The sequence below is a fragment of the Paraburkholderia sp. NPDC080076 genome (assembly GCF_050281145.1).
In the GTDB taxonomy this organism is placed as follows: domain Bacteria; phylum Pseudomonadota; class Gammaproteobacteria; order Burkholderiales; family Burkholderiaceae; genus Paraburkholderia.
This window is the reverse complement of sequence record NZ_JBNNWQ010000012.1, coordinates 212246-233563: the sequence shown is the minus strand read 5'-3', so window position 1 is coordinate 233563 and position 21318 is coordinate 212246. Positions and strand designations below refer to the sequence as shown.

Here is a 21318-nt window from a genome sequence, read left to right as displayed (position 1 = left end):
TATGACGACGGCAGGCGCAGCACCGTACATCGATGTAAAGCCATTAAGCGCGAACGCGTTCGAGGTTTATGGCGAAGTTCTCGAAAACAAGACCGAACAGCGACGGCGCGATTTTTCAATGCCGTTTGCCGGACTCGACGCCGGCACTACGCCGCGTCTATGGATTAACCGCTTGCAGCCGAGCCGGACTCGGTCAATCACCATCGATACGATGGAATGCCATCCGCACTCGCATCAGACCTTCATTCCGATGCGCGAGGTTCCATACCTGATCGCGGTTGCACTACCCGGCGAGGACGGCCTTCCCGACCTCGCCACGCTCTCCGCTTTTACCAGTGACGGCGGCCAGGGCGTGTGCTATCGACGCTCGGTCTGGCACTTCGCGTTTACGTCGCTCGACGACGTCAATGAGGTAGCGGTGATCATGGCGGACAGCGGCCGCAGCGATGACACCGTCGTAACGAGACTGGCCGAGCCTGTTATGGTCGCGCTATAGAGCAGGGGTACGCAATGGACGGCAAATACGATCACCTGAAACGGAACTTCACCGGCTATGGACGCCGGCCGCCCCACCCCCGGTGGCCCAACGACGCCCGACTCGCAGTCAATATCGTCATCAACTATGAGGAAGGCGCGGAAGCGTCCTTCCCTGATGGCGACGGCCACTCTGAAAGTGGCCTGGGCGAAGGAGGGGCGGGCGGCTTTGAAGGCCGCGATCTCGCTGCCGAGTCGATGTTCGAGTATGGCAGCCGGGTGGGTATCTGGCGCGTGCTGCGCCTGCTGGAGGAGCGCAGTTTGCCCGCCACCGCGTTCGCCTGCGCGCAGGCGCTGGAGCGCAATCCGGAATTCGCGCAAGTAATCCGCGATGGCGACATGGACGTGTGCAGTCACGGTCGGCGCTGGGTGAGGGCGCAAGATCTCACTGAAGAGCAGGAAGCGGAGGAAATCAGGCGTGCCTTCGAATCTATTACTCACTCCACGGGACGGCCTCCAGCGGGTTGGTATTGCCGTTATGCGCCGACCGTTCATACTCGCAAGCTGCTGGTTGAGCATGGTGGATTCATCTACGATTCTGACGCGTACAACGACGAGCTCCCGTACTGGACGACGGTGCAACAGCAGCCGCATCTGGTGATTCCGTATAGCCTGACAAATAACGATGTCAAGTTCGCGCGCGGCGCGATGGCGACCGGGGAGGACTTCTACATGTTCGTCAACGACGCGGTCGAGATGCTGTGCCGCGAAGGCGCTCGAGCGCCGAAGATGATGTCAATCGGGCTGCACATGCGTTTGATCGGTCATCCTGGCCGTGCCGCGGGACTCGAGCGTTTGCTCGACAGCCTCGCGCGGCGGGAGGATGTGTGGATGTGCCGCCGCATCGATATCGCGAATCACTGGTTGCAGGAACATCCTTTTAGCGCGGCAGGGCGGAGTTGAAGAAAGTGCAGCGCGGCCAACTATTGATGATCCCGGAATGAAAATGGCAACCGGTGCCTATTCCGTCGTCGAGATTTCCCGTCGAGTGCAAACGGGGGTGGACGACTCACTCGATGCAGCGCGCCGCGCGCTTTCGGTCATTGCACGGCGAGAACGGGAGTTGAACGCTTGGTCGCATGTCGCGTCTGCGAGCGACCTCATTGACGCGTCCGCGCGGAGCGCATCCGGTCCGCTGGCGGGGGTTCCATTCGGCGTGAAGGACATCATCGACGTGGCCGGCATGCCGACGCGATGCGGTTCCGAGGCCTGCAACACTTCGCCGTCCCAATTCGATGCATCCTGCGTCGCCTTGTTACGGCGAGCCGGAGCGGTGCCGATCGGCAAGACGGTGACGGCCGAATTCGCTTATATGACGCCCGGACCCACGCGCAATCCGTCAAATCGCCAACATACGCCGGGAGGCTCATCGAGCGGCTCGGCCGCTGCCGTAGCCGCAGGCATGGTGCCAATGGCATTGGGCACGCAAACTGGCGGATCGATGATCCGGCCGGCGGCGTTTTGCGGTGTCGTCGGTTTCAAGCCGAGTTTCGGGGCGCTCGGTCGCGACGGTACGAAGATAATGTGCGAGTCGCTGGATGTGATCGGCTGGTACTGCGCCGATGTGGCTGACGTGGCGCGGGTCGCGGAAGTCATGCTCCCCGATGCTCCACCTCCGCTGTACTCAACCGAACATATGCGGACGGTAAAGATCGGTTTTTTGCCGGGCAATCCCGGACATGTGCTGGAACACGCTGCACAGGCCGCTCTTGAAGATGCGAGGAGTGCGCTTCGCGATCTGTCGACGATCGAACCGGTCCCTGAATTAACCGACCCAGCCAGATTTCTCGAAGCGCATTCGGTGATCATGCGTTACGAACTGGCGCGCAGCCTCTTACCGGTGGCCTCTGAGCACGCAGCGCAACTGAGCCGGCCGTTGCGTGAGGCTATCGACCAAGGACTGGAGATGCCGGCGCAGACTTATCGCGAGATGAAGGCGTGGCAAAACACGCAGCGTTTGTGTTGGGCGGATTACTTCGGCGATGCGGACGTCGTCCTGACGTCGAGCGCTTTGGGTCCGGCTCCAAGAGGACTCGAATCGACTGGAACGGCGGCCTTCAATAAAGCGTGGTCCCTGCTGGGCTGGCCGTGCATCCATTTGCCCACTGCGTTGAGCGACGACGGCCTGCCGGTCGGTGTGCAACTGGTTGGGAAGCCGGGTACGGACAGGGAGTTAATTGGCTGGGCACTCGCTCTGCACAAGTTTGTCGATCGGCGAAACCACGCCGATCGATAGGCGTTCGTCTGGATCGCGGAAAGCGTGTGTGCTAGTGGTTCGCGCGCTCGACGCGCCCCTTGGCCCGACTGCTAGCCGCGCTGATCATTGCATCTTGCATGGAAAAAATACCGCGGCCAATGAGGCAATCAGCGCACCTGCCGCTGCGGTGCATCGCCAATTGATCAGCAGGAGGGGCGAGACCAGAGCAGAGCCCAAGGCACCGCCAAGGAAGAAGATGGCAATGTACAGACTGTTCAGGCGACTGCTGGCTGATTGGTCCAGCGCTAGTATGGTTCGCTGTGAAATGACGTGGGATGCCTGCACACCTGCGTCGATCATCAGCGCTCCTATGACCCATCCTGCCACCGAATCCAGGGTCCCCGCCACCGCGAACCCGCAGACGACAAGCGAAATCGCACCCATGCGACCAATCCGTCCGAACCCATGGTCGGCGGCGTAGCCAGCGACAGGTGCCGACAATGCGCCGGCCGCGCCGACGAGCGCGAACAGTGCCACTGCCGTCGAGTTGAACCCGAATCGGTGCATGAGGATGATTGGCGCAGTACCCCAAAAGAGGCTAAATGCCGCGAATAGGCATGCCTGGGCCGCCGCGAGTTGCCGTAGGGCTCGGTGCGTTCGCGTTAGCGAACGTAAAGATCCGATCAACGCCTTGTAGTCGTGCTTTGCGTCCGGTTGCCTGACTGGAAGCTGGCGACTGAGAAGAAACGTGAGCGCGACAAGAATGACGGCGTCGAGAATATATAGACCCCGCCACCCCACGACGTTTTCAGCGACGCTCGCGACAGGTCGCGCAAGCATGATGCCTGCGAGTAATCCGCCAGTGATCTTGCCAACTACTCGACCTCGGGACGCATCGTCAGTCATGTGCGCCGCCAAAGGGATAAGCATCTGTACGGCGGTGGTTCCGACACCAAGAGAAAACGCGGCCGCCAGGAGCAAAACAACATTGGTAGCGCCCGCCATCACAGTCAACGCGACGCAGAGTCCGGTAAGTGTCAGCAAAACGAGTCGTCGATTTTCCAGGAGATCGCCGAGTGGGGCGAGAAGGACTAGTCCGACGCAGTAGCCGGCCTGGCTGAGTGTCATGACCAGACTTGCGCCCCAAAGCGGCAGTCCGACCTTGGGCCCGATGAAGACGATAAGAGGTTGTGCGAGGTAACTGCTGGCTGCGATAAGTCCGCATGCGAGCGCCATAAGCGCAGTCATCGCAAAGCCGATGCGGTGAGTTGAGGAACCGTGCGATTCCTCAATTGATAGATCTGTCGCCACTGTAACCCCCTGATTTGCGGCTGGGCGTTGACTACGTTTTGCTCAACCCCCAGCCGTCCAATTAACTAATCAACGGGTCGATTTTCCGAGGACTCCTCCGAGCCAACAATATCGCGGCTCTCATCTCATCAATGCCATCTTGTCATTTGTTTGTGCGGATAGGTAGCGGGAGACAGAAACCGATTTTCTGTCGACGTATCTTTGCCCAGTTACGCGACAAGCGCCTTCAGGACATCATCGAGAGGAATTTGGCCTTTGCGGTGCTCAATACCAATACCGCCCTGGAAGTCAATCCAACCCTCGTTGAATCCATCGATCATCCGAATACGGGGCATTGGATATTGCATGCCTTGGGACCGGAACAGTGTTTCCCATGTATCGCGCGGCACCGGGACCATGCGCACAGGACGGCGGAGGGCGGCGCTGAACCCGGACGCGATGTCGTTTGCGCTATAGCGCGCAGGCCCCTCCAGTTCGACAATTCGCACACCGGTCCATTCGTCACGAAGGATTTCTGCGGCGTTGCTTCCTATCTCATCAGCGGCCACCATCGGTATTGGATGGTCTTGCGGTTGCAGGAAGCAATGAATTGCCCCGGTGCGCGCCGCATCTACATCCCACGCCGCGTTTTCCATGAACCAGGCCGCACGGAGCATACACACTGGAAGGTCCAGAGTGCGAAGCATCTCCTCGGTCATCTTGGAGTTATTGAGCAGGTTCGGTTCGGCGATGTGCGCACCAACTGTCGAAAGGAATACTACCTGTTTTGGCCGCGCAGTCTCCAGCGCTTTCTTGACTGCAACAGCGTTCGCCTGCGTTTCCGGGAAGCCAGGTTGGGGATCGTAGTTTGGAGGTGTCATCAAGAACACGCCGTCTGCACCCTCAAAAGCCTTCGTAAGCGCCTTGGCGTCGCCGATTTCCGCAAGAGCGATTTCGCAACCGAGCTCTGCCCATGGCTGACCCTTCGCGATGTCCCGGACAACGGCACGAACAGGCAGTCCTGCCTTCAAAAGCGTTCGGGCGACGACACCGCCGACTTTTCCTGTAATTCCTGTAATCGCGTACATTTGACCTAGTCCTTTAAACGGTATTAAACCTGTCAGGCGAATAGACCGCCCAGTCTGGTATCCAAACAATTGGTTGATGGCGAATAACTTGGCAGAGCGTTGATTCGACGCATCGCTGCCTTCCGATAAAGTTTCTTGGAGCTTAAGTTGAACGACTTGGTAAATGAATATCCGTCACGTCAGAAGTGATATGACACTTTGTCATCAAAGATCACGAGTGGATTCAAGACTTGTGACAGTAGCAGGGCTGCGCATGCTGGCATTTGGTACGTAGTAAAGCGCGCGGGCGATTTACTACATATAGTTTGGCCGGACGAAATTCCAGCCTGAAAGCCGCCCGTCCGGCGAGGCAGAGTGTAGATTCTTTCGCGCCGGACGGCATATGGTTCAGCGATGCGCATAAATTGAACCGAGCCTTTTAACGACAGTACGGCTGCCCGATTCCGTGCGGCTGTCCTGTACGCCGCCGAAACTGGTTTCGACGTTGGCATCGGTGTTGCGCTGTGCGCTAATCTTGGTCTCAGCGGCTTGAATGTCGTCCGGGTAGTGGGGATCGTTGGCGCGGCCAGGCGTGTAGCCGGCCTTTTCAAGCTGAACGAGTTCGGCGCGGACCTGGGCACGGGTTACAGTGGAAGCGGTTTCCTGGGCATGGCTCGCGATTGGAAAGACGAGGGCAGTTGCGACGACCAGGGTGAGTTGGCGGAAGTTCATGGCAAATCTCCTCCGGTTTGGGTTAAGAGAAGAACGTATGGTGTGGAATGGATTCTGGACAAAAGGAGATGAAACTGAAATAGCATCGCAGTCATCTAATCGATGCCGCATTGTCATGAAACGAATCGCCGGTAAACTGACAGGCTGAAGTGAATCGCGCTACCGAAACGCGGCGCAGCAAAATTCTGCGGCCAGTGCGGCTGGCAAAATGTTCGGCAGGTATCCGCGTCGTTGGGAGACGGGCTGGGGTTATGACCTCCCCGCTACGTCTTGAGGTCGCGACGAACGACGGTTTAGCGGGGAGCCGGACGCTACTGTCTACCGCGATAGGGGACGTGTGTCGTTAAAGTCTCGGAAATGCGCCGGTTTTTTTAACAGCTGGGAGATCCAGACTCGTCAGTGCAGGGTCACGGGAGGACGGGTGAACCGCTCATCTACACGCGACCACCTTTTGAGCCAAAAGATAGTGAGCGACTTGGCCGTTAGGGACGGCTAGCCTTGGTTCGCCTATCGAGCATCTTTTCCGGGGCTGCGCTGAGCGACACAATGAAATCGAGAAACATGCGCACCTTTGCCGGAACATGATGGCGGGACGGATAGAGTGCGTAAAGTGGGAATCGATCGTCGGGCCAGTCGGGGAACAACTCCACGAGCCGGCCATCCGCGAGTAGTTGTTCTACACCGAGCTCCATCACCTGAGCAATGGCGTGCCCGGCCACGCAGACGCTATGCATTGTGCCGACATCGTTGACAGTGAGTCGCCCAGCCACCTCAATGGAAATTTTTTTGCGCCCGCGGTGAAATTCCCAGTCGAAGGGTCGCCCTGTTTCGGGATCCCGGAACCTTATGCATTGGTGAGCGTCATTTTCGAGCTCCGTGGGTTGCTCGGGGCGGCCCTTGCGCTTGAGATAGGCGGGCGCTGCAACGGTCAGGATGCGCGTATCGAGGAGCTTTCGTGCCACAAGACTGGAAGGTCGCGGTTCACCAAATCGGACCGCTAGGTCAAAGCCGTCGGCGATCATATCGCCGAGCTGATCTCTTGTGACCAATTCCAGTCGGAGCTCCGGATACTGATCGATAAATGACCCTAGCTTCGGGGCAAGGAGCAGGCGGGAAAAAAATGGATCGACATTGACCCTCAGGCGACCGCGTACCGCTGTCGCTCCCTCGGTAGCGGACGTCGCGGCCTCTTCAAGCGCCGCAAGCAGTGGTATCACTTGCTCGTAAAGGCGGCGGCCCTCATCCGTCAGCGTGACAGAACGCGTCGTGCGGTCCAGGAGACGGACTCCTAGGCGCGTTTCAAGCCGTGCTATGCAGCGGCTCACACCCGACTGAGACATGTCGAGCATGTCACCCGCAGCAGCGAAACTGCCGGTGTCGACTATCGCGGACAGAACACCCATCCCATTCAGAATTCGTTCGTCGAAGCCGGCCATCAATGCCCCCGCAGCATATATCAAATGACACTGATGTTATCGCGAAAAGACGTGTCGGCGCACAAAATTGCCCCATCGAACGATGCGAATCAGGAGGGGCAGATGTTTGCGGTTACTGGAATTACCGGGCAAGTAGGAGGTGTCGTTGCACGTGTTCTGCTTGCTGCAGGCACTGGAAGTGCGTGGAGTCGTTCGTGATCCAGTAAAAGGAGAGGACTGGGCAAACCAGGGATGCGAGGTGGCAGTAGCTCAAATGAACCACGCAGTCGCCTTGGCGCGTGCCTTTGACGGGGCGGAAGCAGTGTTCATTTTGCTACCTCCGAATTTCGATCCGGCACCCGGGTTTCCAGAGTACAGGATGGCGTCTGGGGTCGACATTCTCATTACGGAAGACGAACTTGACTACGTATGGTCCTTTCACGGTGGGATTTTCTATCATGGAATTCGGCGTTGCGCCTTTGGCACGTCAACGGACCACGAGCTAAGCCAAACCGTTCTCGATGTAACAATTGACGCCTTCATCAACGCGGCTCCGCACGCGATCGGTCGGTTCACGGCCGAGGCTCACCGCTCCTGAGATTTTCCGCTTCGAGATAGTTGCTACAGCGCGGCCTCGCTGGAGGCTGATATTCCTGGACTCGCTCAGGTAAAGCACGTCTTTATCAAAACGGCTGCTCGCGTGACAAACCGCGCCGAGAATAGCCACCAACCAACCCGCAGTCGCGAGCGCCAGATGTGCGACTTTCGCGACGCGCGTCCCACGCAGGCGTTTCTCTCATGCTCCGGCCCGATCCGGCGGCACTTCGCGCTGCCCAGACATCAGATGAACGCGGATTGTCATCGCGCCATACTAAAAGAACGCATCGCCACATGGCAAGACAGGCCGGTCCCAACCGCAGCCAACCTGGTTATCTGATAAGGATAACTACTCTTGATTCAGACATGTAGCCTACGCTCGTCAACTTGACAGTGCCGTCGCGAGTGGGCTTGTGGCCGCATTCATTTACCCATGAACCTGATGATTTGCTCGGCGACGGCGCGAGGGGCTTCTTCGGGCATATAGTGCCCACAGGCAGCAAACACAGCACCCCGCACATCCACCGCGACTAAGCGCATCGTGTCGAGCAGCATTGCTCCGACTCCGCTCTCCGCGCCGACAGCTAGTACCGGCATGGCGAGCTTGCGCTCGGCGCGGGCCCGAGTGTGCGCGATTCCTTCGGGCCCGAGATTGTGTCGTTGGTAGGAAAGCGCCGCCCGCGTCGCGCCGGGGGCGGCGTTGACGCGCACATATTCACCGAGATCCGCCGGCGTGATCGTCCAGGGACGAGTGGATTTGGCCCTGAACAGCCAAGTCAGGAACTCCCGCTCGCGTCCCTGCAGCAGGATCTCCGGCAGATCATCGAGCCGGTTGAAGGCCAGGTGCCAGGTCTTGACATTCGCCTCCGCCGAGGGAATGCCGGCCGGAGGCGGCGGGGTGATGCCGGGCAGCGCCGCGTCGAACACGGCGAGCCGCTTCACGTCGCCCGGCCATTCGGCCGCATAGGCATAGCCGATCCAGGTGCCGAGATCGTGACCGACGATGTCGACAGGCCCGTTGGCGGTCAGTTTCAGCGCCTCGACGAAACCATGAAGCTCGGCGGCCACGGTACGCATCTCGTAGCCAGAGGCGGGCCGATCGGAGTCTCCCATGCCGCGCGGGTCGAGCGCGATCACGCGTCGGCCGGCCTTGGCCAGCAGCGGCATCACATAACGCCATGCGTACCAGCTCTGCGGCCAGCCGGGCAGCAGCAGGATCGGCGCGCCGCTGCCGCCTTCGACGAAATGCAGCCGCACGCCCTTGATCACGACGGTATCGTGGTGGAACTGCGTCCAGAACGTCGCAGGGTCGAAGGGCGGTAACGTGTCCGCGGCGGAGGTTTGAACGACGTCATGCGTCATGGTGTACTCCTGGTCGAGTCTGGGTGATCAGCGGTCGCGTCCAATCGCCTGGTGGGACTGGTTTCGCGGGGGTCGGTTGGCGTGGCCGGTTTCATATAGAAAGAGACCCCTTCCAAATTAGGCAAATGCTCAGTCGAGCAGCTTCAATGCGCTATCGACAAGACTTGCCATCTCCTCACGGGAGCGGCCGGTCTTGCCCAGCACGCGCATTCCCTGCACCACGCACAGCAGCAGGCGGGCGGTGACGGCAGCATCGACCAGCGAGGAAACGGAGCCATCTTCCTGTCCCTCTCGAATGAACCCGACGAGACGCCTTTCCTGGCTCGCGAGCACGGCGGCGACGCGCTTCGCCATTTCTGGATCGGAGCTTGCGAGATCGACAGCGCTGCTCACGACGAGGCATCCGCGCCGGCCGGTCTTGCCGTGGCTGCCTTCGGCATAGACGGCGAGTATGGCCCTGACCTTGTCGCGTGCGGTTCGTGTGTTTGCCAGCTCCTGCGCCAGCCGCTCGCTGCGCAGCATGACGTAGCGCTCGAATGCGGCCAGAAAGACGCCGCGCTTGTCGCGGAAGGCCTTGTAGAGGCTGCCCTCGGCGATCTCCATCGCAGCCGTGAGCTTGCCGAGCGAGGTGGCGTAATAGCCGTTCTCGCTGAACGTGCCGATGGCCTTGTCCAGAGCGTGATCGAGATCGAACTCCCGTGGGCGTCCGGGACTGCGAGGTCCCGGAGATGGTGTGACTGATTTTTTGTCCATGGGTTGTATAATAGGAAGAGATCGCTTCCTAATCAAGCCATGAAAACCTGGCACAGGCAGTTCGGCTTTGACCGTGTTCACGTGGTCAGTGCGCCCGGTTGGAGGCCTGAATACCGGGTTCGTGGCGCGATGCCGTGGTCGGCGCGGATCGCGTTCTCCGTGATCGGGCCTGCCGGATACGGGTGAAGGCCGGTCACCGCGCGCTCGTCGGCTTCAGCATAGACGGCGGTCGCGCCCTTCAGGCTGCGCAGTGCGTGAATCAGTTCATGGGCTAGCCCAATGAAGGGAGGGCGATGTCCGTCCGGAGAGTCGTACTTGCCCGGATTCCAACGAATCATGGACGGCGAACCGATATCGCCATCGAGAAACCGCATCTGGGCGGTTGCCCACGCGGCCGCATTGAAGTTGGACACGTTGCCTGTCAATGGAACGGGTGCGCTTGTCCTTCCAACCTGTTGGGCGCCCTGCGCGCGCACGAGGTTCGACGCACTTGCGCCATTCGTGCCAGCGTACACCCGCGATCCGAATGAACCAGGAGCTATGGAGACGCGCTGACCGTCGCCGGACGGAATGATCGCCACTTTGTACGGCAGAGTAGTGTGGATCAGGGCCGCGGCCAGTTCAATTTCATCCATCAGCCTGCGGCCGGCCGCACCGCTAGCGATCTTGCCGAGGGCTTCGAGCGTCGCACCGACAAACGATGCGGGATGCAGCGGCCGACGTCCGACCATAACGCCATGGAATTGGGTCGACGTCCACTGGAAACCTGGCTGCGCGTTAGCTTGCGACGGATTGTGAAGAAACGGCGGGATCCTAATGGATGGCATGTAGTTAGCTCGTTAGACTATGAGAGTCTTGGTAGAACAGCCAGTGCCGCAGATTTATTCCCTTGATGATCATGCCCGGTTTGGCGAGGGGCGCAGTTGGAGAGTTTGCTGGCCGTCTGGGCGACAAGCTCGCCCAGCAGCGGACCGTGTCGTACGTGACCACGACACCACGCTTGAGCAATAACGCCTCAACGTCGCGCAGGCTCAGGCTCAACCGGAAATATCAGCGAAGCGGAAAGCTGATAACGACGGCAGCAAAGCGGTGGCAGTGACAAAGCGATCTCGTCTTGCTCACCGCTTCACGACGCCGGTCCATCAATCTGGCACTGGCTTGCACATGATTCGCGTGCTTCGAGCAAGATGTGCTGCAGCAAGCGCCGGTTAGTCTGCCTTACGAAGATGTTCGACCAGCAGTTGCGTGGGAACATTCAACGTATGCCGGTCGCCATTGAAACATAGGTGAAGGTGACGTTGCGCCCAAGGCTCATCGAGCGGCCGGGTTTCAACACCGGCGAAACTCGGGTGGCGCTCGAGCCACGGCGCAGGCAACACCGAAATGCCCATGCCCATCTCCACCATGCAGCAGACCGCTTCGTTGCCGCTTACCTGGACGCGCCGGCTGATCTGCCGATCAAGCCGGGCCGCCGCTGCGAAAAGCAGTGTGCTCAACGAGCTTTCGCTGCGCAGGCAAACAAACTCGAACGGCAACATCTCGGCGAAGCTCAGGCTCGGTCGCGCCAGCAGTTCATGTCCCACGGGCAGCACCGCAACTAGCCTCTCTTCGTTATAAGGCAGCGTGCTCAGGCCGTTTGCCGCGAACGGATCGCCGAATATGCCGATGTCCGCCTGCCCGTCGGCAACGAGCTTGATCGCGTGAGGACTCAGACTGTCAGTGAGTTCGACACTGACGCCGGGATGCAATCCGGAGAATGTACGCAATTGCTGCGGCAGATATTGCGTGACCACCGCGATGCTCGCGGCAATCCGGACGGTACCGCGCACTTCTTCCGACAGATCCGTCATCTCCACTTCAAGCTGCTGGATGTTGCGGCGAATCGTGTTGGCGTGACGGAGCAGGACATGGGCGGCCCGCGTGGGTTCGAGCCGGGTGGGACGACGCTCGAACAAACGCTGATTAAGCATCGCTTCAAGGTCCGACATGCGCTTGCTGATGGCCGACACCGCTATGTGCTCGCGCGCGGCGGCCTGCGTGAGACTCTTGGTCTCCATGACGGCGACAAACAGTTGCAGCGTGTAAAGATCGATTCTCATACAGGTTCCCTGCCCGAACGTTGACCGCCGAGGTGATCGCGTCCGGTTTGTTTCGACACATCAAAGCACAGCCGGCGTTAGTGCTTTCCCCAGGAATATCGCGTTGAAGGAGCGCCATGGTCGCCGCGCATCCGCTGCGCGGCTCGCGCGTACAGCCCGTGTCATTTTACGCCGCGCTCCGATGACGTAAGGCGTTGGCGTCCTTTCGCCGGTCCTCGCGGCAGCCGCCGGCTCGCTGACGCCGGCTGTGAGCGTCGCCGATCGACAAGCCCCCTTCGTCAAACAGAAATAGCGAGCCCGTGCCGCTGTTCCTAATATCGAGGCCAGAACAGCGGCGTGCTCGATGCATTGCGCCGCTGTACCCAACTAATCATGGAGACACGCGATGAAGGTTGCCGTATTGCCGGGCGATGGAGTGGGCCGGGAGATCGTTCCCGAGGCCGTCAAGGTTCTGAAAGCGGTCTCGAACGGGCGCTTCGAACTCGAACTCGAGTATGGGGCCATCGGCATGAGCGGTGTGGAGGCGACCGGCAAGCCGCTGCCCAACGAAACGCTGGCGATGGCGCAACGCTGCGACGCCATCCTGTTCGGTTCGGTAGGCGGCCCCGAGTATGAACAGTGGCTGCGCAAGAACAAGGTTCGCTCAGGGTTGCTGCAACTGCGCAGGACACTCGGTCTGAACGCGAATTTACGGCCGGTCCGGCCGATCCGGGAACTCGCGTCCGTGTCGACGCTCAAGCCCGAAGTGATCGACGGACTCGACATGCTTATCGTGCGCGAACTGTCGAGCGATATCTACTTCGGCGAACCGCGCGGTCCGGTGGAAAGCGCGAACGGCGAGCGCGAATCGATCAATACCATGCGTTACCGCGAATCTGAAGTGCGGGCGATTGCCCACGTCGCATTCAAGGCAGCGCAGCAGCGCAACAAGCGGGTGTGTTCGGTCGACAAAGCCAATGTGCTCGAGACCATGCAGCTATGGCGCGATGTCATGACGGAAGTGGGCCGCGAGTATCCGGATGTGGAACTCACGCATCTTTATATCGACGCTGCCGCGATGGCGCTATTGCGCACACCGACGCGCTTCGACGTGATTGTCACGGGCAACATGTTCGGCGACATTCTCTCCGACGAAGCGGCGATGCTCGCGGGTTCGCTCGGCATGATGCCGTCGGCTTCGCTGGCGCCCGGCGGCAAGGGGCTGTACGAGCCCATCCACGGCTCGGCGCCCGACATTGCCGGGCGCGACATCGCCAATCCGCTCGCCACGATTCTTTCCGCGGCAATGCTGCTGCGTTACACGCTCAAACGCGAGACGGAAGCGGTGCTCGTCGAGGAGGCGGTGCGCCGGGTCGTCGCGGCGGGCACGCGTACCGGCGACATCATGGAAACGGGTTGCACCCAGGTCGGCACGCGCGCCATGGGCGATGCGGTGGTCGCGGCACTCGCGGGTTGACGGCCATGATTCGTTCCGCGTTGATCCAATCCGCGCTGCCGGGTGTTCAACCAGGCGCATCCGGCACGCGACGCGCAGATGCGTTGCCGACACCGGCGGCCGCGCAGGCCGGTGCCGCGCTCGCGTTCGAAAACGTCACGTGCACGTTTTCGCATGCGTCCGGCAAGCAATGCTATACGGCAGTCGACAACGCGAGCTTGAGCGTCGCGCCCGGCGAGTTCGTGTCTGTGGTCGGTCCGACCGGCTGCGGCAAGTCGACCTTGCTCAACATGGCGGCGGGTCTGCTGTTTCCATCGTCGGGAAGGGTGCTCAGTTTCGGCCGCGAGGTGACGGACATCAACCGTCACGCGACCTATCTGTTTCAAGGCGAAGCGCTGATGCCGTGGCGGCGCGCGATCGACAACATTTCCGCGGGCCTGCAGTTCGCCAACGTCAGCCGCGCCGAAGCCGGACAGCGCGCCGAACTGTGGCTGGCGCGCGTCGGCCTCGCGGGGCACGGCCACAAGTTTCCGTATCAGATGTCGGGTGGCATGCGCAAACGCGTCGCACTCGCCCAGGCGCTGATTCTCGATCCGCCGCTTATCCTGATGGACGAACCGTTCAGCGCGCTCGACATCCAGACGCGCCAGTTGATGGAATCCGAACTGCTCGCGCTATGGCAGGCGGACCGCAAGTCGGTGCTGTTCATCACCCATGATCTGGATGAAGCCATCGCGCTGTCGGACCGCGTCGTCGTCTTGTCGGCGGGGCCGGGCACGCGGCCGATCGCAGAGTTTCCGATCGATTTGCCGCGCCCGCGCGAGGTGTCCGAAATCCGTAATTCCGAGCGTTTCGTGGCGCTGCATACCCAGATCTGGGACGTTCTTCGTGATGAGGTGCTGAAAGGCTATGAACAGAGCAAACGCTGAACCGATCGAAGGCGCCGTGCGCACGACGAAGCGCCCGACAAACACGCGTGCGCCGCGCGATCTGATGCTGCTGTGGCGTCTGTTGCTGCTCGCTGCAACGCTCGGCCTGTGGCAACTGCTGGTGAGCCTCGGCGTGATGCCGGTGTTCTTCTTCGGCGATCCGGGACCGGTGTTCGTGCAGGTCTGGCGATGGTTCCAGAGCGGCGAAATCCTGCCGCATCTGTGGGTGACATTGGTGGAGACGGTGTTGTCGTTTCTGGTCGGGACCGGCGCGGCGGTGGTGGTGGGTTTGCTGCTGTCGTTGAACGATTTTCTGGCGCGTCTGCTCGATCCGTTCATCAAGGCCGCCAACGCGATGCCACGGGTGATCTTCGCACCGATTTTCGCGCTGTGGTTCGGCCTCGGCATCTGGTCGAAGGTCGCGCTGGGTACGACGCTGGTGTTCTTTATCGTGTTCTTCAACGTCTTTCAGGGCGTGCGCGAAGTCAGTCCGGTGGTGCATTCGAATGTGCGGATGCTGGGCGCGAGCCGCAGCCAGATGCTGCGCTATCTGTATCTGCCGTCGGCGGCCAGCTGGGTCTTTTCGAGCCTGCACAATGCGGTCGGCATGGCGTTCGTCGGCGCGGTGGTGGGGGAATACCTCGGTTCGGCGCGCGGCATCGGCTATCTGATTCTGGAGGCCGAAGGGTCCTTCAACATCAATGCGGTGATCGCCGGCATCGTGGTGCTGACCGTCTTCGCGTTGCTGATCGACACACTGGTGACGCGTATCGAGCGGCGCCTGCTGATCTGGCAACCGGCCTCGGGCGCATCGGCCAAAGCGCGCGCCGACAACTAACGGAGACGGATTGTGTCCATCATGCAAGGCAAGACCTTGTTCGAAAAGATCTGGAGCAGCCATGAAGTCGTGCGCGACGATACCGGCCAGAGTCTCCTTTATATCGACAGGAATCTGATTCACGAAGGCTCGCGCAACCCGTTTCAGGTGCTCGCGGCGAAGAACCTCACCGTGCGCCGTCCCGACCGCACGTTCGCGACGCCCGATCATTACGCGCCGACCACGGGGCGCACGCTCGACGACGTCGACGGCCCCGAACGGCGTGATATGGTCGCCTCGCTGACCCGCAACGCGCAGCGCGAAGGCATCACGCTATTCGGCATGGACGATCCGCGGCATGGCATTACGCATGTCGTCGGGCCCGAGCAAGGTTTGAGTCTGCCGGGCATGACCATTGTGTGCGGCGACAGCCATACCTCGACGCACGGTGCGCTCGGCGCGCTGGCGTTCGGTGTCGGCGCGTCGGACGTCGCGCTCGTGTTGGCGACGCAAAGCGTATGGCAACGCATGCCGCGCACCCTGCGTGTGACGATCGACGGCGAACTCGGACGCGGCGTCAGCGCGAAGGACGTGGCGCTCGCGCTGATCGCGAAGATCGGCGCCTCCGGCGCGACGGGGCATGTGATCGAGTACACCGGCAGCACGATTGCGGCGATGTCGATGGAAGGGCGGTTGACGTTGTGCAATCTGTCGATCGAAGCAGGGGCGAGGGCGGGCATCATCGCACCCGACGAGACCACCTTCGCCTACATAAAAGGCCGGCCGTTCGCGCCAGCGGGGGAAGACTGGAACGATCGGCTGGCGCAATGGCGCATGCTCTTCAGCGACCCGGACGCCGCCTTCGATACCGAGGTTTCGCTCGACGCCACCCGCATCGCGCCCATGGTCACCTGGGGCAACAGCGTCGAGGATGCGTTACCGATCAGCGGCGCGGTGCCGGACCCGGCAAGCGCCGGCGAGCCGGAACGTCGCGCGGTGATCGAGCGCACGCTCGACTATATGGGCCTCCGCGCCGGCGAGCCGCTCGACGGCGTGAAGATCGACTATGCGTTCATCGGTTCGTGCACCAATGGCCGCATCGAGGACCTGCGCTCGGCGGCGGCGATCGTGAAGGGCAAAACCATCGCCGCCCACGTCACGGCGCTGGTCGTGCCGGGCTCGGCGCAGGTAAAGCTCGCAGCGCAAGCCGAAGGCCTCGATCGCATCTTCGTGGCGGCCGGATTCCAGTGGCGCGAGCCGGGCTGCTCGATGTGCCTCGCGACCAATGGCGACACCGTGCCGCCGGGGGCGCGTTGCGCCTCCACCTCGAACCGCAATTTCGTCGGCCGCCAGGGGCCGGAATCGCGTACGCATCTGATGAGCCCGGCCATGGCCGCGGCGGCTGCGATCGCCGGGCATCTGACCGACGTGCGTCAATTTCTTTAGGGAGCCGTGCATGCAACCGTTCTTGCGCGTCGAAGCCGTCGCGCTGCCTATTGCCAGTTCGAACGTGAACACGGATCAGATCATTCCCGCGCGCTTTTTACGCAAGCAACGCGCGGAGGGCTTCGGCCAGTATCTTTTCCACGACCTGCGTTTTGACGACCACGACAACGAGCGGGCCGATTTTGCGCTGAACCAGGCCGCTTATCGCGACGCGCAAATCATGGTTGCCGGACCGAACTTCGGTTGCGGGTCGTCGCGCGAAATGGCGGTCTGGGCGATTGCGGACTACGGTATTCGCGCGGTGATTGCCGCGAGCTTTGGCGATATCTTCTTCAACAACTGCGTCAGAAACGGTGTTCTGTGCTTGGTGCTGCCGCCGGAGGTGGTAGCCGGCCTGCTCGCGATGCTGGAAGACGCACCGGGTACGACGCTGTCGATCGATCTGGAGCGTCAGATCGTCGGCACGCGGGATGCCGACCACCGGTTCGAAGTCGATCCGTTCAATCGCAAATGCCTGCTGCTGGGGATCGATGGCGTGGACTACACCTTGCAGTTCGCCGACCGGATCGCCGCGTTCGAGGCACGCACAAGCGCACCGCCCTGACATATGCAAAGCGGTAGACAGGCCGAAATCAAATACAAGGAGACACCGACATGAAAAACACTTTCCGTACGCTGTGCTGCGCGCTATTGACGCTCAGCATGGCCACGCTCAGCCACGCGCAGGGCGGTCTGGAGAAAACCCATCTGGACATCGCGACCACCAGTTCCGTGATTTCCTACTATCCCTTCGAAATCGCGCTCGCCAAGGGCTATTTCAAGGATGAAGGACTCGACGTCGAACGCAGCATGTATGCGGGCGGTCCGCAAACTTTGCAGGCGCTTCTCGGCGGCAGTGCTGACATGGTGGTGAGCGCCTATTCGAACACGCTCACCATGGCCGCGCACGGCCAGCACCTGCAGGCGTTCGTGCTGATGATCAAATATCCCGCGTTCGTGCTGGGCATCACCAGGCAGGGGCAGGCGAAATATACGTCGCTGAAAAGTCTCGCCAACATGAAGATCGGCGTGACCTCGCCGGGTTCGAGCACGAACATGATTCTCGATGCCATTGCGGCCCGTAACGGCGTCGACCGCAAATCGTATGCGGTGATCGGCGTCGGCGCGCAAGCCAGCGCGGCGGCGGCGGTGAAGCAAGGACAGCTCGACGCGCTGGTGGGCATCGATCCGACCATCACGATGTTGACCGAGAGCAATGAGCTGAAGGTGGTCGCCGATCTGCGCACCGGCGAGGGCGTGATGGCCTCGATCGGCAGCAGCACCTATCCGGAAGGCTCGGTGATATCCACCACCGATTTCATCAAGAAGAATCCGCATACCGTTCAGGCGGTGGTCAACGCCATGCTGCGTGCGGAGAAATTCCTGCAGACCGCGACCCCCGCGCAGATTGCCGATGCGTTGCCCAAGTCGTATCAGGTGGGCGACCGCGCCATGTATTTGAAGGCCATCGAGCATACCCGTTCCGTCTATTCCACGGACGGCCGCTACGACCCGAAGGGCGCCGCGGCGGTACTCGACGTGCTGGCCGGATCGGACCCGCTGATCGCGGGGGCGCGTAGCCGGATCGATTTGCCATCGACCTATACGAATAGTTTTGTGGAAGCCGCCACCGTCAAGAAACCGTAACTCATTGGAGACCATTCGACATGCAGCATCCGAACGCATTCAAGACTGCCATCGCGGCGCGCCAGCGGCAGATCGGCTTATGGCTCAGCATGGCCGACAGCGTGGCCGCTGAAATCTGCGCGACCGCCGGCTTCGACTGGTTCCTGATCGACGGCGAGCACGCACCGAACGATCTACGCACGATCCTCGCGCAGTTGCAGACGCTCGCGGCGTTTCCGGTCGAGCCAGTGGTGCGTCCGCCGGTTGGCGAGGCGTGGATCATCAAGCAGTTGCTCGATGCGGGCGCACGCTCGTTGCTCGTGCCGATGGTCGACACGGCGGAGCAGGCGCGCGAACTGGTTTCAATGACGCGCTATCCGCCGCATGGCATTCGCGGCGTCGGCGCACGCATGGCGCGCGCTTCCCGATTCGGCGCGCGCAGCGACTACATCGCGAAGGCCAAAGACGAGATGTGCCTGCTGGTGCAGGTCGAAACAGCCGGCGCGCTCGGGCAGATCGAAGCGATTGCCGCAGTTGAGGGTGTCGATGGCATTTTCGTCGGACCATCCGATCTGGCGGCGTCGATGGGGCATCCCGGCAATCCCGCCCACCCCGAAGTACGCGCCGCAGTCGAAGACGCGTTGCGCAGAATCGCCGCGGCCGGCAAGCCGGCGGGCATCGTCTCTTTCAACGCCGACGACACGCAGCGGTTCATCGATCTGGACACGATGTTCGTTGCGGTGGGCGCCGACGCGGCGATTCTGGCCGATGGAACCCGCGCGCTGATAAACCGCTTCAAGAAGCCATTGCAATGAGCGGGGTGCCTGTCATGAATGCCAGCAAACCTTCTTCCCGCTTACCCACGGATCCGCACGCGCCGGTTCGTCCTGCGTGGCTCGCGCTGCGCAACGAAACGATCATCGAGCCGGAGCGGTTGATCGTGGACCCGCATCATCATTTGTGGGACCGGCCAGGCGCGCGCTACCTGGCGCACGATCTGCTCGACGATGTGACGAGTGGCCACCGGATCGCCGCGACGGTTTTTATCCAGAGCCGCTCGATGCTGCGTGCGCAGGGCGACCCGGCCTTCGCCACGCTCGGCGAAGTCGAGTTCGCGAACGGCGTGGCGGCGATGGGAGCGTCGGGCACCTACGGCAGCACGCAACTGTGTGCGGGAATCGTGGGCGCGGCCAGCCTCGCGCTCGGCGATAACGTGGCGCCGGTGCTCGAAGCGATGCTTGCGGTTTCCGGCGGACGGCTGCGGGGGATCCGCAATTCGCTGGTCTGGCACGACGATCCCGCAGTGACCTCGACCACCGCGCGGACGACCGCCCACATGATGCTCGATCCGAAGTTTCAGCAGGGCGCCGCGCGGCTGGGCGATTACGGGCTCGCGCTGGACATGTGGATCTATCACACGCAACTGGACGAATGCTACGCGCTGGCGCTCGCGATTCCCGATGTGATCGTGGTCATCGATCATTTCGGCGGACCGGTGGGCGTGGGGCGCCACGCGTCGAGCCCGCAGGCGCGCAATGCCATGCTGAGCGAGTGGCGTGAGTCGATGCGGCGGCTCGCCGCGCTGCCGAATACCCGCGTGAAGCTTGGTGGCGGCGGCATGCCGGTGCTGGGCTTTCACCTGGATCAGGATGACCTGCCGCCCACCTCCGCGCTGCTCGCCGATACGTTGCGGCCCTACGTGGAAACCTGTATCGAACTGTTCGGCGTGACACGCTGTATGTTCGAGAGCAATTTCCCCGTCGACAAAGGGATGTTCAGCTACCACGTGCTGTGGAATGCGTTCAAGCGAATCGCCAGCAGCGCGTCCGAGGACGAAAAACGCGCACTCTTCAGCGAGACGGCGGCCGCGACCTATAAGCTCGATCTGGCCGGGCAGGAGAGCGCATCATGAGCCGGGGCCGCTTTGCCATTCCGGCGGCCGCAATGTCGGCCGCGCGGATGACGCTGCTGCTGACCGCGCTATTGGCATCGGCCGCCGGCGAAGCCGCGCCGCCCCTGGAGAAGACGCATATCGACATCGCCACGGTGGGCGCGGTGATGGGTTATCTGCCGGTCGACATCGCTATCAGCAAAGGCTACTTCAAGGACGAGGGGCTCGACGTCGAGCGCAGCATGTTTCCGGGCGGCCCGAAAGTGCTGCAGTCGATGCTCGGCGGCACGGCCGATTTCGGCTCCAGCGCGTATTCGAACACCTTGACCATGGCCGCGAAAAACCAGAAGGTCGTCGCGGTTGCGCTGATGGCGCGCTATCCGGGCTACGTGTTCGGCATCTCGAGCAAAAGCGCGGCGAAGTTCAAGTCGATGAAGGACCTGAGCGGCATGAAGCTCGGCGTGACCTCGCCCGGCTCCAGCAATAATCTGGTGCTCGATTATCTGGCGTCGAAGGCCGGCGTCGATCTGAAGAGTTTTTCGGTAATCGGCGTGGGTGCCGAGGCCGGCGCCGTGGCCGCGGTTCGGCAAGGCCAGATCGATGGACTGATCAGCGTCGATCCGGTCATTACGATGCTGACCGACAGCCACGACCTCAACGTCGTCGCCGACATGCGCACCGCCAGTGGCGTGCAGGCCGCGCTCGGCAGCGCGCAATATCCGGAAGCCGCGATCCTGACCACGGCGGATTTCATCGCAAAGAATCCGCATACCGTGCAGGCTGTCGTCAACGCGATCGTGCGCGCCGAGAAATTCCTGCAAACGGCGACACCCGATGAAGTGACTGACGCGCTGCCCACCGCCTATCAACTCGGCAATCGCCAGACCTTCGTCGCGGCCTACAAAAACTCGCAACCGATCTTCTCCGCCGACGGCCGTTTCGATCCAGCCGGCCCGGTAGCGGTGTTCAATATCCTGTCGAAGTTCGACAAGGAACTAGCCGACGCGAAAGGGCGGATCGACATACCGTCCACCTACACGAACCGTTTCGTCGACGCCGTGCGTCACTGATCACGCCTGCCGCCGCGCA

The 21318-nt window shown here is 61.5% G+C and carries 20 protein-coding genes and 2 pseudogenes; 14 read left to right on the top strand and 8 right to left on the bottom strand.

Going from position 1 to position 21318, the window contains the following annotated elements:
• Position 1 precedes the first annotated feature (1 nt).
• Genes ACQKRQ_RS35630 through ACQKRQ_RS35620 form a run of 3 tightly spaced genes read left to right on the top strand, consistent with a single transcriptional unit; the run spans position 2 to position 2770 of the window.
• Positions 2-496, top strand: a complete 495-nt coding sequence (locus tag ACQKRQ_RS35630; protein WP_132379914.1) for an ureidoglycolate lyase — start codon at positions 2-4, stop codon at positions 494-496.
• A 14-nt stretch (positions 497-510) separates the two neighbouring features.
• Positions 511-1437: a polysaccharide deacetylase family protein gene (locus ACQKRQ_RS35625; protein WP_427482280.1), complete on the top strand. Its 927-nt coding sequence runs from the start codon at positions 511-513 to the stop codon at positions 1435-1437.
• A 37-nt stretch (positions 1438-1474) separates the two neighbouring features.
• Positions 1475-2770, top strand: a complete 1296-nt coding sequence (locus ACQKRQ_RS35620; RefSeq protein ID WP_427482278.1) for an amidase — start codon at positions 1475-1477, stop codon at positions 2768-2770.
• An 84-nt stretch (positions 2771-2854) separates the two neighbouring features.
• On the opposite strand, the gene ACQKRQ_RS35615 is transcribed toward ACQKRQ_RS35620, so the two are convergent.
• The 4 genes from ACQKRQ_RS35615 to ACQKRQ_RS35600 form a co-directional block, all read right to left on the bottom strand.
• Entirely contained in the window at positions 2855-4042 is a 1188-nt protein-coding gene (locus ACQKRQ_RS35615) for an MFS transporter (protein ID WP_427482276.1), read from the bottom strand.
• A 209-nt stretch (positions 4043-4251) separates the two neighbouring features.
• Positions 4252-5109, bottom strand: a complete 858-nt coding sequence (locus tag ACQKRQ_RS35610) for an NmrA family NAD(P)-binding protein (RefSeq protein ID WP_427482275.1) — start codon at positions 5107-5109, stop codon at positions 4252-4254.
• A 387-nt stretch (positions 5110-5496) separates the two neighbouring features.
• Positions 5497-5820, bottom strand: a complete 324-nt coding sequence (locus tag ACQKRQ_RS35605; protein ID WP_427482274.1) for a DUF4148 domain-containing protein — start codon at positions 5818-5820, stop codon at positions 5497-5499.
• 482 nt (positions 5821-6302) lie between these two features.
• Complete coding sequence (locus ACQKRQ_RS35600; RefSeq protein WP_427482272.1) at positions 6303-7256, bottom strand: LysR family transcriptional regulator; 954 nt, start codon at positions 7254-7256, stop codon at positions 6303-6305.
• Between the two features lie 102 nt (positions 7257-7358).
• On the opposite strand from ACQKRQ_RS35600, the pseudogene ACQKRQ_RS35595 reads away from it, so the two are divergent.
• Positions 7359-7614 (top strand): annotated as a pseudogene (locus tag ACQKRQ_RS35595) (NmrA family NAD(P)-binding protein); the annotation flags it as partial.
• Positions 7615-7884: 270 nt separating this feature from the next.
• A pseudogene (locus ACQKRQ_RS35590) lies at positions 7885-8172 on the top strand (IS6 family transposase); the annotation flags it as partial.
• Positions 8173-8255: 83 nt separating this feature from the next.
• On the opposite strand, the gene ACQKRQ_RS35585 reads toward ACQKRQ_RS35590, so the two are convergent.
• The 4 genes from ACQKRQ_RS35585 to ACQKRQ_RS35570 form a co-directional block, all read right to left on the bottom strand.
• Positions 8256-9194: an alpha/beta fold hydrolase gene (locus tag ACQKRQ_RS35585; protein ID WP_427482271.1), complete on the bottom strand. Its 939-nt coding sequence runs from the start codon at positions 9192-9194 to the stop codon at positions 8256-8258.
• 129 nt (positions 9195-9323) lie between these two features.
• Entirely contained in the window at positions 9324-9947 is a 624-nt protein-coding gene (locus ACQKRQ_RS35580) for a TetR/AcrR family transcriptional regulator (RefSeq protein ID WP_427482269.1), read from the bottom strand.
• Positions 9948-10024: 77 nt separating this feature from the next.
• Entirely contained in the window at positions 10025-10774 is a 750-nt protein-coding gene (locus ACQKRQ_RS35575) for a M91 family zinc metallopeptidase (RefSeq protein WP_427482267.1), read from the bottom strand.
• A 381-nt stretch (positions 10775-11155) separates the two neighbouring features.
• On the bottom strand, positions 11156-12046 hold the full coding sequence (locus ACQKRQ_RS35570) for a LysR family transcriptional regulator (protein WP_132379930.1): 891 nt from the start codon (positions 12044-12046) through the stop codon (positions 11156-11158).
• Between the two features lie 385 nt (positions 12047-12431).
• On the opposite strand from ACQKRQ_RS35570, the gene leuB reads away from it, so the two are divergent.
• The 9 genes from leuB (at position 12432) to ACQKRQ_RS35525 (ending at position 21299) form a co-directional block, all read left to right on the top strand.
• On the top strand, positions 12432-13502 hold the full coding sequence (leuB, locus tag ACQKRQ_RS35565; RefSeq protein ID WP_427482264.1) for a 3-isopropylmalate dehydrogenase: 1071 nt from the start codon (positions 12432-12434) through the stop codon (positions 13500-13502).
• Positions 13503-13507: 5 nt separating this feature from the next.
• Positions 13508-14410: an ABC transporter ATP-binding protein gene (locus ACQKRQ_RS35560; RefSeq protein ID WP_427482263.1), complete on the top strand. Its 903-nt coding sequence runs from the start codon at positions 13508-13510 to the stop codon at positions 14408-14410.
• A gap of 64 nt (positions 14411-14474) precedes the next feature.
• Entirely contained in the window at positions 14475-15248 is a 774-nt protein-coding gene (locus ACQKRQ_RS35555) for an ABC transporter permease (protein ID WP_427482328.1), read from the top strand.
• Between the two features lie 21 nt (positions 15249-15269).
• A complete protein-coding gene (leuC, locus tag ACQKRQ_RS35550; RefSeq protein WP_427482326.1) occupies positions 15270-16673 on the top strand; it encodes a 3-isopropylmalate dehydratase large subunit in 1404 nt (467 codons plus the stop codon).
• 10 nt (positions 16674-16683) lie between these two features.
• Positions 16684-17277, top strand: coding sequence for a 3-isopropylmalate dehydratase small subunit (leuD, locus tag ACQKRQ_RS35545; protein ID WP_427482261.1), 594 nt, complete (start codon positions 16684-16686; stop codon positions 17275-17277).
• Between the two features lie 50 nt (positions 17278-17327).
• Positions 17328-18359, top strand: coding sequence for an ABC transporter substrate-binding protein (locus ACQKRQ_RS35540; protein WP_427482259.1), 1032 nt, complete (start codon positions 17328-17330; stop codon positions 18357-18359).
• Between the two features lie 20 nt (positions 18360-18379).
• Positions 18380-19153, top strand: coding sequence for an aldolase/citrate lyase family protein (locus ACQKRQ_RS35535; RefSeq protein WP_132379940.1), 774 nt, complete (start codon positions 18380-18382; stop codon positions 19151-19153).
• A gap of 14 nt (positions 19154-19167) precedes the next feature.
• Positions 19168-20250: an amidohydrolase family protein gene (locus ACQKRQ_RS35530; RefSeq protein WP_427482256.1), complete on the top strand. Its 1083-nt coding sequence runs from the start codon at positions 19168-19170 to the stop codon at positions 20248-20250.
• Positions 20247-21299, top strand: coding sequence for an ABC transporter substrate-binding protein (locus tag ACQKRQ_RS35525; RefSeq protein WP_427482254.1), 1053 nt, complete (start codon positions 20247-20249; stop codon positions 21297-21299). The genes ACQKRQ_RS35530 and ACQKRQ_RS35525 overlap by 4 nt, the downstream gene beginning before the upstream one ends.
• Positions 21300-21318 lie beyond the last annotated feature (19 nt).